At 68.0% G+C, this 12467-nt stretch carries 13 protein-coding genes; 4 read left to right on the plus strand and 9 right to left on the minus strand.

The genetic code is table 11. The features are described 5' to 3' along the window. The first annotated feature begins 280 nt into the window (after window positions 1–280). The 3 genes from ACW18A_RS11735 to ACW18A_RS11745 all read left to right on the plus strand — a co-directional run bounded on the left by ACW18A_RS11735 (window position 281) and on the right by ACW18A_RS11745 (window position 4937). Window positions 281–2956, plus strand: coding sequence for a TonB-dependent receptor (locus ACW18A_RS11735; RefSeq protein WP_492021896.1), 2676 nt, complete (start codon window positions 281–283; stop codon window positions 2954–2956). 217 nt (window positions 2957–3173) lie between these two features. Beyond that, the gene (locus ACW18A_RS11740) at window positions 3174–4466 is read left to right on the plus strand and encodes a S41 family peptidase (protein WP_492021897.1); all 1293 of its coding nucleotides are present in this window, start codon (window positions 3174–3176) and stop codon (window positions 4464–4466) included. A gap of 15 nt (window positions 4467–4481) precedes the next feature. Next, entirely contained in the window at window positions 4482–4937 is a 456-nt protein-coding gene (locus ACW18A_RS11745; RefSeq protein WP_492021898.1) for a MarR family transcriptional regulator, read from the plus strand. Window positions 4938–5221: 284 nt separating this feature from the next. Here the strand turns inward: ACW18A_RS11745 and ACW18A_RS11750 are convergent, their stop codons facing one another. From ACW18A_RS11750 to ACW18A_RS11785, 8 genes are all read right to left on the minus strand, one after another. Beyond that, window positions 5222–5482: a hypothetical protein gene (locus tag ACW18A_RS11750; RefSeq protein WP_492024388.1), complete on the minus strand. Its 261-nt coding sequence runs from the start codon at window positions 5480–5482 to the stop codon at window positions 5222–5224. A 170-nt stretch (window positions 5483–5652) separates the two neighbouring features. Continuing rightward, entirely contained in the window at window positions 5653–5928 is a 276-nt protein-coding gene (gene gapR, locus ACW18A_RS11755) for a nucleoid-associated protein GapR (RefSeq protein WP_309628268.1), read from the minus strand. A gap of 213 nt (window positions 5929–6141) precedes the next feature. Continuing rightward, a complete protein-coding gene (gene ykgO, locus ACW18A_RS11760) occupies window positions 6142–6267 on the minus strand; it encodes a type B 50S ribosomal protein L36 (protein ID WP_008263184.1) in 126 nt (41 codons plus the stop codon). 160 nt (window positions 6268–6427) lie between these two features. Next, window positions 6428–7084, minus strand: coding sequence for an SMC-Scp complex subunit ScpB (gene scpB, locus ACW18A_RS11765; protein WP_492021899.1), 657 nt, complete (start codon window positions 7082–7084; stop codon window positions 6428–6430). Then, window positions 7081–7899 carry a segregation and condensation protein A gene (locus tag ACW18A_RS11770; RefSeq protein WP_492021900.1) on the minus strand — a complete coding sequence of 273 codons (819 nt, stop codon included), beginning with the start codon at window positions 7897–7899 and terminating at the stop codon, window positions 7081–7083. The genes scpB and ACW18A_RS11770 overlap by 4 nt, the downstream gene beginning before the upstream one ends. Before the next feature lie 9 nt (window positions 7900–7908). Continuing rightward, entirely contained in the window at window positions 7909–8982 is a 1074-nt protein-coding gene (gene nagZ / locus ACW18A_RS11775; RefSeq protein ID WP_492021901.1) for a beta-N-acetylhexosaminidase, read from the minus strand. Between the two features lie 4 nt (window positions 8983–8986). Beyond that, entirely contained in the window at window positions 8987–9718 is a 732-nt protein-coding gene (locus ACW18A_RS11780) for an SPOR domain-containing protein (RefSeq protein WP_492021902.1), read from the minus strand. A gap of 79 nt (window positions 9719–9797) precedes the next feature. Further along, a complete protein-coding gene (locus ACW18A_RS11785) occupies window positions 9798–10979 on the minus strand; it encodes a deoxyguanosinetriphosphate triphosphohydrolase (protein WP_492021903.1) in 1182 nt (393 codons plus the stop codon). A gap of 60 nt (window positions 10980–11039) precedes the next feature. Here ACW18A_RS11785 and erpA point away from each other — a divergent pair, with 60 nt between their 5' ends. After that, a complete protein-coding gene (gene erpA / locus ACW18A_RS11790) occupies window positions 11040–11420 on the plus strand; it encodes an iron-sulfur cluster insertion protein ErpA (protein WP_492021904.1) in 381 nt (126 codons plus the stop codon). Window positions 11421–11457: 37 nt separating this feature from the next. Here the strand turns inward: erpA and ACW18A_RS11795 are convergent, their stop codons facing one another. Further along, on the minus strand, window positions 11458–12447 hold the full coding sequence (locus tag ACW18A_RS11795) for a glycosyltransferase family 9 protein (protein WP_492021905.1): 990 nt from the start codon (window positions 12445–12447) through the stop codon (window positions 11458–11460). Between the last annotated feature and the right edge of the window lie 20 nt (window positions 12448–12467).

The following is a 12467-nucleotide window of genomic DNA, read 5'->3' on the forward strand; positions in this document are numbered from 1 at the left end:
ACACAGGCGTTCGCTGAACTCTCGTCTTCGCTGCGCTTCGGCGCCGCCCGGTTCCGGGTCTGCGAGGCTTCGCCTCTTCGTCCGGAATGACGGGAGGGGGCCGGACCTTGCGGCCGAAAAACCACAGCCTTCTTGTCGATGTATGGTTGCAGCAAAGCGCCACATTGGCGCCGCGACGGATCGTGAAGAGAGTGCCGTATAACTACGCCGTCGGATCGAGCGCATCATTGCGTGTTCGGGTGCCGACGCTCGTCTCCCCACGCCTCGTTCGGATTATTGTATGACCATCGCCGCCGCTCTGCTCTTCGCCCTCGCCTCGGGCACCCTCCAGACGGCACCAGTAGCCCAGACGACGGTCCCCGCCGCCGAGGCAGCGCCACGGCCGACGGAGGATGACGATCAGGCGCTTCAGACGGGCGCCCCCGCCGGAGACGCAGACGTCGTCGACGACGTCCTGGTCGATGGAGCCCGTCTGCGCGGCGCCGTCCAGGGCGACATCCCGCCCGACCTGAGCCTCGACGCCGATCAGCTCCGCACCTACGGAGCCTCCAACATCGCCGAACTGCTGACGGCGCTGGAGCCCCTGACCCGCAGTTCGCGCAGCTCCAGCGGCCCCGTCATCCTTCTGAACGGCCGTCGCACCTCAGGCTTCCAGGAAATCCGTAACATCCCGTTCGAATCCATCGAGCGCACCGACATCCTGCCGGAACAGGTCGCCCTGACCTACGGTTACACCGCCGACCAGCGGGTCGTGAACATCGTCCTGAAGGCCCTGTTCCGCCAGGCGACGGCCGAGGTCTCCAACCGCGCTCCGACCCAGGGCGGCCGCAACTCGACCGAGGTCGAGACCGGCTATTTCAGCATCGTCGACGGCACCCGCATGAACGTCAGCCTGGAGCGGCTGCATGACACTGCCCTGTTCGAGAGCGAACGCGACATCACCCGCGATCCGGGTTCCCAGCCCTTCGACCTGATCGGCAACGTCGCCGGCATCCCCTACGGGATGCGGATCGACCCGGCCCTGGCGGCTGTGGTCGCGGCCAACCCCGGCGTCGCCAATCCGACGCTCGCCCAGTTCGCTGCCGGGGCCAACACGCCGCGCATTGGAAACCTCAGCGACTACCGTACCCTGCTGCCGCGCGGCGACACGACGACGCTGAACGCTTCCATCGCCCGTGACCTGAACTCGACGACCAAGGGCACGGTCAGCCTGAACCTCGTCGAGGGCTCGAGCTTCGCCTACGGCGGTCTGCCGGGCGTGATGCTGACGGCCCCGGCCGGCCGCAACGGTTCGCCCTTCAGCCGCGACGTCGCCGTCTATCGCTACCTCGACGATGTCGGCGCCCTGACCCGCGATACCGACACCTCGACCGCCAACCTCGGCCTCCTGCTCGACGGCTTCATCGGCGACAACTGGCGCTGGACCCTGCAGGGCACCTACGACCGGGTCGAGACGGACACCACGACCGGTCGCGGCCTCAGCGCCGTGGCGGCGCAAACCGCCGTCACCGCCGGGACCCTGAACCCCTTCGGTGCCCTCTCGTCCTCCAGCTTCACCCGCCTGACCGACACGGCCAACTCCGTCGCCAGCGGCGGTCTGCTGGAAGGCGTCTTCATGGGCAATCTGCTCCAGGCCCCCGCCGGCGGTCTCTATTCGACCTGGAAGGTCGGCTTCGACACCCGCGACCTGAACTCGCAAACCACCCGGGGCGGCGCCTTCTCGGAGCGCGCCATCGGTCGCGACCGCGTCTATGGAACGGTCAATTTCTCCCTGCCGATCGCCAGCCGCAGCAATGACGTGCTCGCCGGTCTCGGCGACCTCTCGGTCACCGCCAACGCCGGCTATGACGAGGCGTCCGACATCGGCGGCCTCGTCACCCTGGGCACCAGCATGAACTGGACCCCGATCACCCCCCTGTCCCTGAGCTTCAGCTACAAGGACGAGGAGGCCGCGCCGACGATCCAGCAGCTGAACGATCCGACCATCTCGACGCCCAACGCCTCGGTGTTCGACTTCCGCACCGGACAGACGGTCCAGATCACCCGCGTCAGCGGCGGCAATGCCAACCTCAACCCCGAGGACCGCCAGGTCCTGGCCCTGGGCGTGAACCTTCGGCCGTGGTCGGAACGGGACTTCTCCGTCAGCTCCAACTACACCCGCACCATCGTCAACGACGCGATCATCGCCTTCCCGACCATCACCGCCGACCTTGAGGCGGCCCTGCCGGAACGGTTCACGCGCGATGCGACCGGCAACCTGCTGGCCCTGGACGCCCGGCCGCTGAATTTCGCCCGCACCGAGCGGTCGGAGCTGCGCTCCGGGTTCAACTTCTCGCGCGCCTTCGGCACGCCCACCCCCGCAGCGGCCATGGGCGGCGCACGGGGCGGCATGGCGGGCGGCGGCATGATGATGATGATGGGCGGCGGCCGTCCCGGCGGCGGCGGCGGCCGGGGCGGCGGCATGCAGCCCGGCCAGGGCCGGTTCAGCCTGTCGATCTATCATACGGTCCGGTTCACCGACACGGTGAGCATCCGTGACAGCCTGCCCGAGCTGGACCTTCTGGACGGCGACGCTACCGGCGCTCGCGGCGGCACGCCCCGCAACGAGATCCAGGTCCAGGGCGGTGTCTTCCGCAACGGCTTCGGCTCCTTCCTGAACGCCAACTGGCGTCAGTCGACCCGCGTCGACGGCGGCACGGGCGGTTCGGACCTGGCCTTCAGCGACCAGACCACGGTCAACCTGACCGTCTTCGCCGACCTGACCCAGCAGACCAGCTGGGTCGAGAAATTCCCGATCCTGAAGGGCACCCGCGTCACCTTCGGGGTGGAGAACCTGTTCGACACCCGGACCGAAGTGACCTCGTCGACCGGCACGGTGCCGCTGAACTACCAGCCGGACTTCCTCGACCCCCAGGGCCGGGTCTTCCGCATCAGCCTGCGCAAGATCCTGTTCTAGAAGCCAAGACCACCGTGCACTCCGGCACAGGCCGGGGTGCACGATCTCGCGGGCTCGGTCGCGCGTGGCGATTCCGGCCGGTGCCGCCCCGGATCCAGTTTGCCCCGGGGAACGTCGACCTTCGTTCCAGCACAATGCTCGCATGCCGGGCCGGGAGATTGACGCGAGGTATTATTGCAATATATTGCGCAATACATTGTAATAATCAGGATCGAAGATGACACTCCGCGTTTTCCTCTCGCTGTTGGCGGCCGCTGTCCTCGCCCCCGCATCGGTCGCCGCGCAGACCCTCGATCAGGAGGCGCAGCGGGAAGTCGTCACCCACCTCGAGACGGCGCTGCGGGAGAACTATGTCTTCCCCGACCGGATCCCCGCGATTGCCGCCGAGCTGGACCGGCGGGTTCAATCCGAGCCGATCGAAGGCGAAGAGTTCGCGACCAGTCTCGCCCAGGGCCTGGTCAGGGCGAGCAACGATCTGCATTTCTCGGTGGCGTTCGATCCGGCCGAGGTCGTCGCCGATCGCCAGGCGAGGGCTGACGGGGAAGAAGCCACCCAGGCGCAGCGCGACAGCGAGCGGGCCGCCAGTTTCGGCTTTCGCGACGCTCGACGGCTCGACGGGGGCCTGGCCTACATCCGCTTCGACTTCTTCGCCGACCCGCAATACGCCCAGGAGACAGCGGCAGGGGCCATGCGGTTCGCCGAAGGTGCCAAGGGGTTGATTATCGACCTCCGCTACAACAACGGCGGCGTCCTCGAACTGGCGCAGTTCCTGATGAGCTACCTCTATCCGGCGAGCAAGGAGCAGAAATTCTTCGACTATTTCTACGGCGAGAATGGAGTCCGCGTCGAGCGGAGCCAGTGGAACCTGCCCGCCGTGCCCGGGCAACGGTCGGCGGATATCCCGGTGGTGGTGCTGACCGGATCGACCTCCTTCTCCGCCGCCGAATGGATGGCGTTTTCCCTGCAGAAGCTCGGCCGTGCGACCGTGATCGGAGAGCAGACCTCCGGGGGTGCGCATCCGGTGACCCGCGTCCCGATCGACGACCGGTTCATGCTGCAGGTGCCGTTCGGTCAGATCCGGGATCCGGTCGACGGCCAGGATTTCGAGGGCGTCGGCGTGACCCCCGATCTCGTCGTCCCGGCCTCGGACGCCTTGTTGGCGGCGCAACAGTTCCTGCTGCAGAGCCGGGCGGACGCGGGCGACACGGACGCGAAGTGGGCCCTGGTTCCTGTTGAATTCGCGATCCCGGATCAGACCACGACAGCCACGGATATGGATGACGCGGTTGGGGCTTACGAAGGTCGAACCCTCGTTCGGACTCCGACCGGTCTGGCCTACCATTGGCGCGATCGGTTCGTCCTCGCTCTCGATCCGATCGGCAAGGATCTGTTTGCGGTCCAGGGTACGGATGACTACCGGTTCCGTCTGGTGCGGGAAAATGGTCATGTGACCGGCTTGGAGCGCGTGTGGAAGTCTGGCGAGACAGCCACCTATCGCCGCCTGGATTGAGGAGTTTTAAGGCGAATGATCGAGTTGAACCGCACCTTCCTGGGTCGCCTCAGCGAGCAGCTGAGCGAACTGATCGAGCAACAGTCAACGGAGGTGTTCGAACGCGCCGGCATCGTCATTCCGGTCAAGTCCTCGTCCTTGCTGGTGGCCATCGCGACGCTTGGTCCAGTCTCCGTCGCCGGTCTGGTGCGGGCGTTGGACCGGTCGCACCAGCTCATTCAACAGAAGATGCCGAAGCTGCTGGCGCTGGGCCTGGTCAGTCGTCGGCCCGATCCCGACGATCAGCGCGTCATCCTGATCGAGCTTACGGACGGGGGACGCGAACAACTGGCGTTGCTCGATCGTCTGGATGGGGAGTTCGAGCGCGCCTACGCCGAAATGGAAGAGCAGACCGGTCCCGTGTTCGACGGAATTAGTCGCGCGATTACCTCCCTCAAGGCCCGCCCCCTGATCGACCGCATGGTCGTCTGAAGGTCCGTGACGGGTCCAAAGCAGTCACCGCCTGACGGCGGGTCGGGCTCCGCAACATAGAATTTATTCTTATCTTCCCCTTGCAGCCCGTTGCTCGCGTCCCCACCTGTTCGCCGGGTCTTTCACAATCAGCACGCCTCACGCGGGCGAGACGCCCGGCCCCCTGTCGAACGGACAAACAGGGGTCGCGCCAGAGAATTGAATCGAAACGTCTTTTTCGCGTTTCGTCCTTTTCGTCCGTTTCGTCACCCTGTTTTTCGTCCGGACGAGCCGGACGTCGGGGATCAGGATTCGTCGGCCGACGGCCCCTTGCGACCCCACCGCCGCTTCGGCGCCTCGCCGTTCGCCTTGGCGGTGATCTCCTTCAGCTTGCGACCCTGCATCGACGACAGGGCCTGACCGGGCGCGCCCTTCTCGGGGTCGCCGAAGGCGCGGCCATAGGTCTTGATGCGGTCCGAGACGCCGTCGATGAACTCCCCCTCCCAGTCGGACAGGGCGATCCCCGCCTTGTCGGCGGCCCGCTTCGCGCGTTTGAGGGCGTTCAGCGCCTTGCGACGCGCAGCCTCCCGCTCGGCCTCGAACGGGCCGGACGCGGGCTTGTCTTTGGTCTTGAAGCCCGCCCCGGGCTTGAGCCCGGTCGAGCGCTTGAGTGAGCCGGCCCCCTTGTTCCGGGGTGGGCTCTTCGGACCGCCCGCGATGGGCGTCCGCTTCAGGATCAGATCTCGCCGAGCGCCGACAGATACAGGTCCAGGATCGCGTCCTCTTCCTGGCGCTTGGCCTTGTCCTGCTTCCGGATGCGGATGACCTTGCGCAGGATCTTGACGTCGTAGCCCTCGCCCTTGGCTTCGAGGAAGACCTCTTTCATGTCCGCCATGATCGCGGCCTTGTCTTCTTCCAGCCGCTCGATCCGCTCGATGATGGTCCGCAAACGGCCCTGGGCCGTGGCGTTCAGGACGTCCGGCGAGGCGTCGAAAGTGGCGTCGTCGGCCATGGGAAGTCTCCGTGAATCAGACTGGCCGCCCTCAACCAGCCCAAGGGGCGGCAGGGCAACAAACAAGAGCGGGACGCTAACCATGCGGGGGCGGAACGCTCAACCGCAGGCACGAAAAAGGTCGCGGACTAAAGTCCGCGACCTGTGGGTAGTTCTTTCGGCGCTCAGGCAGCACGCGACCGCGTCGCGCGCGTTAGCGCACCAGAAAGAGCCTTAGCCCTGCTTCGCCTTGAAGCGCGGGTCCGTCTTGTTGATCACGAAGACGACGCCCTTGCGGCGCACGACCTTGCAGTCGCGGTGGCGGGTCTTGAGCGACTTGAGCGAGCTGCGGACCTTCATGGTCAGAAATCCTTGGTGGCGCTGACGCTTGCCGCTCGGCGGCTCGCTGCTCAGCGCAGGCTAGGGGCAAATAGAAATAGAAAAGCCGCGCGGAAGCCCGGCGGCGGAGGCGTGCGTATAGCCAGACACCCCCCGGACGTCAACCCGGGTCGGTCCCGGATCAGTCGCCCACGAAGTCCTGGGCGAACTCGGGCGTCTCGCCCTCCTCGATCGGGTCTTCGTCTTCCGGGCCGGACCGTGACGGGTCCGGAACCTCGAACCCGACCGGCAGCGACAGGTCCAGCAGCCCCGCCGCCTTCATCTCCGCCGCGCCCGGCAGATCATAGAGGCTGGCCAGGCCGAAATGCTCCAGGAACCGGTCCGCCGTCGCATAGGTGACCGGCCGCCCCGGTGTCCGCCGCCGGCCTCTCAGCCGCACGAACCCCATCTCCAGCAGCAGGTCGAGGGTGCCCCGGGAGATCGAAACCCCCCGCACGCTCTCGATCTCGGCCCGGGTGACGGGCTGGTGGTAGGCGATGATGGCCAGGGTCTCCAGCGCCGCCTTCGACAGCCGGCGCGGCTCCTCCCGCTCCTCGGTCATCAGGAAGCCGAGGTCGCCCGCCGTCCGGAAGCTCCAGCGGTCGGCCACGCAGACCAGCTCGACCCCCCGCCCCTCATAGCGCGCCCGCAGGCCCGCGATGGCCGGCCCGACCTCGGCACCCTCCGGTAGCCTCCGGGCTATATCGGCGGCCGACAGCGGACCCGCCGCCGCGAACAGCAGGGCCTCGACCCGCCGTTCGATCTCGCCTTCGTCGGGCGCGAACTGGACGCCGCTCATGGCGTCAGCTCCAGCGGCTGGCCCTGCCCACGCCGCTTCAGCCACAGCGCGTCAAAGGCCTTCTCCTGACGCACGTCCATCGCCCCTTCCTTGACCAGCTCGAGGCTGGCCGAGAGCGTGGAGGCAGTCAGGCTGGCCTGGCTCGGCCCCTCCCCGTCCCGTTGAGGCGCGACCTCCTCCAGAGGCGTCCAGTCGGCCATGCGCGGCAGGATCTCGCGCAGCCAGTCCCGCGCCGCTTCCAACGCATAGGCCTCAACCCTCTGGCCGGGATTGTAGTGCCGGGCCTGCTCCCGCCGCCGCTGGCCGACATAGGCGGCCATCAGCTCGTAGAGGCTGGCGTCGATCCGGTCGGACGGCACGATCACCGTCGCCTGAGGGTCGCCCCGGGTAAACACGTCCCGCTTCAGCTGCGGCCGGGCCAGCAGGGCCTCCGAAGCCTTCCGCATCGCCTCCAGCTTCTGCAGCCGGAAGGCCAGGGCCGCGGCCAACTCCTCCGCCGGCGGTTCGTCGCCCTTGCCCTTCTCGGTCCGGGGCAGAAGAAGCCGCGACTTCAGATAGGCCAGCCACGACGCCATCACGAGATAGTCGGCGGCCAGCGAGAAGTTCCGGCGCCGCGCCTCGTGCACGAAGGCCAGATACTGTTCCGCCAGCCTGGTGATCGACAGCTTCAGCAGATCGACCTTCTGGGTCCGGGCCAGGGCCAGCAACACATGCAGCGGGCCTTCGTAGCCGTCCAGATCGACCACGAGCACGTCGCGCGCATCGACCTCCTGCGCCGCCGTGAAGTCCAGATTGGGCTGGAAGGCGTCCGACATTCTCTGTGCCTACCGCGCGTTCGCGCGACTTGAGGCGGGGGCCTGAGCCTCGCCCACGTCCGGCCCCTTCGACGCGTCGAGCCGACCGGCCAGGAGGGCGTCGAATCGGTCCCGCGCCTCGCGGACGTCCAGCGGCTCCGGCGTGTGGACGATCCGGTCGAGCGCCGCCTGCGCCCGCCTCGCCGCCCCGCCCTTCAGCCGGTGAACACCCTCGGCCACCTGACGCATCCCGGCCATGTCGCCGGTCCAGTGGATGACCAGATCGCACCCGGCCTTAAGCGACGTCTCCGCCCGCTCGGTCAACGTCCCCGACAGGGCGTTCATGCAGAGGTCGTCGGACAGCAGCAGGCCGCCGAATCCCAGATGCTCGCGGATCACCCTGATCGCCTTCTTCGACTGGGTCGCGGGACGCTTCCGGTCGATGGCCGTGAAGACGATATGGGCCGTCATCCCGATCGGCATGTCGGACAGCGCCTTGAACGGCGCGAAGTCCCAGTTGTCCAGGGCGTCGAGGTCCGCATGGACCGTCGGCAGCTCCTTGTGGCTGTCGGCAAAAGCGCGGCCGTGGCCCGGCATGTGCTTGATCACAGGCAGGACGCCTCCGGCCAGCAGACCTTCCGCCACCGCCCGGCCCAGCTGGGCCACCGTCGCCGGATCCCTGGCGTAGGCGCGGTCGCCGATGATGTCGTGGGCACCCGGCGTCGGCACATCCAGCACCGGTGCGCAGTCGACATTGATGCCGACGGCCTTGAGGTCATGCGCCATCAGCCGACCGCCGAGCCGCGCAAGGGCGCGCGCCGTCAGCGGATCATTGGTCGCCTTCAGATAGGCATCGCCGGGCGGGTATCTGCACCAGTGGGGCGGACCCAGACGCTGGACACGCCCGCCCTCCTGATCGACCAGCACCGGCGCATCCCAGCCGACGCTGTCGCGCAGGTCAGAGGTCAGCTTGAGCACCTGTTCCGGGCTCTCCACGTTGCGGCGGAACAGGATGAACCCCCACGGCCGCACATCGGCGAAGAAGGCACGCTCTTCCACCGTCAGGACGGGCCCCGAGCAGCCGTAGATGGCGGCGCTGTTCAACTCCCTATCGCACCAGGCAGTCGCCGCCGCCGCTTTCGATGGCGGAGCAGAAGGCGCGGGCGTCCTCGCGGCTCAGGCCCGTGAAGGTGGTGCGGTAAACGGTGGAACCGTTCGACGCCGTCACTTCCTGCACTCGCTTGGTGGCGTTGCGGGCGAACTGCGGGAAGCGGGCGGCGACGGAGGCATACTCCCGGTCGGCGACGGCCGTCGATGAGAAGGCACCGATCTGGACCGCAGCGGCCCCGCCGGCACCGTTGGCTACGGGGGCAGGCGTCGTGGCGGCCGGGGCTGTCGGGCGTGTCGGCGCGGGCGTGGCGGCACGAACCGAAGGTGCGGCCTCGATGGGGCGCGGGGCGGGCCGGGGCAGCGGGGTCTCGGGCGGAGGCGTGAAGGCCGGGGCGGTCGCCGTGTCTTCAGCCTGATCGTAGAGGCCCACGCCGGCTTCCGGATCAACCGGCTGGGCATCCTCCGGCGCCTCGACCTTGATCTGGGCGATCGGCGTGCCGACGGCGGGCGGCGCATCCGTCGAAGAGCGCAGGCCCGAGCGGTAGAACAGGACGACGGCGATGATCAGTACCAGCAGGACGCCGGCGCTGACGATGAGGGTCACCGGCGGGGCCTTGGCAGGCGGGCCGCGCCGCGCGTCGAAGCCGCCGCGATTGAACGGCAGGTCGTCGTCGGTCGGCGGGGTATAGGCGCCGCGGTCGCGGGGGCGGTTGTCGTCGTCATAGGACATGGTCGTCGCCTTCTCGGGTACGGTTGAGCGAATCGACGCCCCGTCCTGACAGTCTAGCCCCTCAAACGCTTCTTTCGAATCACAGATCGCGGGCGAGGTCTGGGTTGAACAGCTTCCTGTGCTCCTCGATTGCAAAACGGTCGGTCATCCCGGCCATGTAGTCGCAGACGACGCGGGCACGCCTGTGTTGATCCGATGTCGCGGCGAGGACGCCCCACTCGGTCGGCATGACCTCCGGCTCGGCCATGAACAGCTGGAACATGTCGGCCAGAATACGCCGCGCCTGGCTGCGGGTGCGGTTGACGCGGTAGTGGCGATACATCCGCTCGAACAGGAAGCGTCGCAGCACGCCCAGTTCCGCAAGCATCGGGTCGGAGAATTGGACCAGGGTCCGGCGGGCGGTGCGGACATCCTCGACGGAACGGATGTTGTCGTCGGCCAGGCGGCGTCCGGTTTCGGCCAGCACGTCATCGACCATGGCGCCGATCATCCGACGCACGGCCTCCAGCCGGGTCATCCGCTCGTTCAGGTCGGGCCAGTCGCGCCGCGTCTGGTGCAGCACCGGGCCGATCAGGGGCACGTCGGCGAGGTCCGCCAGCGTGAAAAGGCCGGCCTGCACCCCGTCGTCCACGTCGTGATTGTTATAGGCGATATCGTCGGCGATGGCGGCGGCCTGGGCCTCCAGCGAGGCGAAGCTGTCCAGCCGCAGGTCCCAACCGGGCGCGAAGTCGGCGATGGCCTTCCATGCCGGTTCGTCCAGCTTGTGCGTGACCGGCCCGTTATGTTTGACCACCCCCTCGATGGTCTCCCAGCTCAGGTTCAGCCCGTCGAAGGCCGGGTAGCGGGTCTCCAGCCGGGTCACCACGCGGAAGGTCTGGACGTTGTGGTCGAAACCGCCCCAGGGCTCCATCCGGGCCTGCAGCTCGTCCTCGCCGGCGTGACCGAAGGGCGGATGGCCCAGGTCATGAGCCAGGGCGACGGTCTCGGCCAGTTCGCCGTCCAGTCGCAGCGCATGGGCCAGGGAGCGGGCGATCTGGCTGACCTCGAGCGAATGGGTCAGGCGGGTGCGGTAGTGATCGCCTTCGTGGGCCACGAAGACCTGGGTCTTCTCCTTCAGGCGGCGGAAGGCGGTCGAGTGGATGATCCGGTCGCGGTCGCGGGCGAAGGCGTTGCGCGTGCGACTGGGCGCCTCTGGAACCAGGCGTCCGCGCGAGCTGGCGGCCAGTTCGGCATAGGCGGCGCGGGCGTCGGTCTGGCTCAAGCGCAATGTTCTCCCGGTCAGCCTTTGCGAACGGGCCTGTCCAGCCTCATATAGGCAGGCATGACCACCATCCAACCGCCGACACTGGAACTCAAGATCGCCCGACGCGCGCCCGAGGGTATTGTGCTGGCCGAGAGCGCGGCCCGTCGGCTGGCCCGGCTGGCCGAGGCCGAAGGCCATCCTGTGCTGCTGCGGGTGGCGGTCGACGGCGGCGGCTGTTCCGGCTTCCAGTACCGGATGGACCTGGTTGAGGCCGGCGAGGCGGACGATCTGCGCATCGAGACCGACGGCCAGGCGGCCCTTGTGGACCCGATCTCCGTGCCGTTCCTGAAGGGCTCGGAGATCGCCTGGGTCGATGAACTGGCCGGCGCCCAGTTCGTGATCCGCAACCCGAACGCGGCGACCAGCTGCGGCTGCGGCGTCAGCTTCTCGATCCTCTAGACCTGCAGCCTGGTCCAAAGCCGACAGGCGTTCGGTATCATACCCCGGGAAAATCGGGTGCCTGGTCCGGAGCCGCAGTTTTTTTCGCGAGCAGGCCACGCGCGGCGCGCAGGACCCGGTCGGCGGGCAGGCCGAGCATGTGGTGGATGGCCTGGTTCAGGCGCGGATCGACGGCCCTGAACTCCTCCAGCGAACGCTCGCCACGGATGGACACGCCCTGCCACGGACCGACGACACTGTCATCCGATGGGCCGAAGACGCCGACCGAGGGAACCCCCGCCGCGACCGCCAGCTGGGTCCAGAGGGAGTCGTTGCCGACGTAGAGGGCGGCGCGCGACAGGGCGGCTGCGGTCTGGAGCCGGGTCAGCCTGCCCTGGAGTTCGATGACGCGGTTGCGAGGCACGGCCAGGCGGATGGTGTGGGCGGCGTCGCGATCGGCCTCCTCTCCCACGATCATCAGGCGACCGCCGGCGAGCGGCCCGCTTTCGGCCAGTAGCGGGCCCGCCAGCTTGGCGAACCGCTCGGCGGGCCAACGCTTGCCGATCCAGTCCGCGCCGGGACCAACCGCCAGCAGCGGGGCCGTGTCGGCACCGATCAGGGCGTCGGCGGCGGCCCGGGTCTCTTCGCCGAAGAACAGCCGGGGTGCGGGGACATCGTCGAGCTGGAGGACGCGAGCCGCCTGTTCGACGGCATGCAGGCCGGGCAGGTCCGCACCGCGCACGGCGCGCCTCTGGCGACGCAGGCGTTCGGAGAATTTCGTGCCCCGCATATCGACGACGAGGCCCCAGCGGGTGGCCCGGACCTGGTTCCACAAGGCGATCCAGTCCCAGCGGCCGGTCCTGTCGAGCACGATCAGGCGGCGCAGGCGCGGTGTGTCGGCGAACAGGGGGGCGGAGGCGGCCGAACCGACGATGGTGAAGTCGGCGTGCGGCACGGCGTCGACGAGATGTGCGAGCGCGCCGGAGGACAGGACGGCGGCTTCCGCGTCGGCCTCGGCGATGTAGAGAATGGGGAAACGCACGTTCATAGGCGCACCGTATACGGATT

Source organism: Brevundimonas sp. AVps5, from assembly GCF_058681515.1.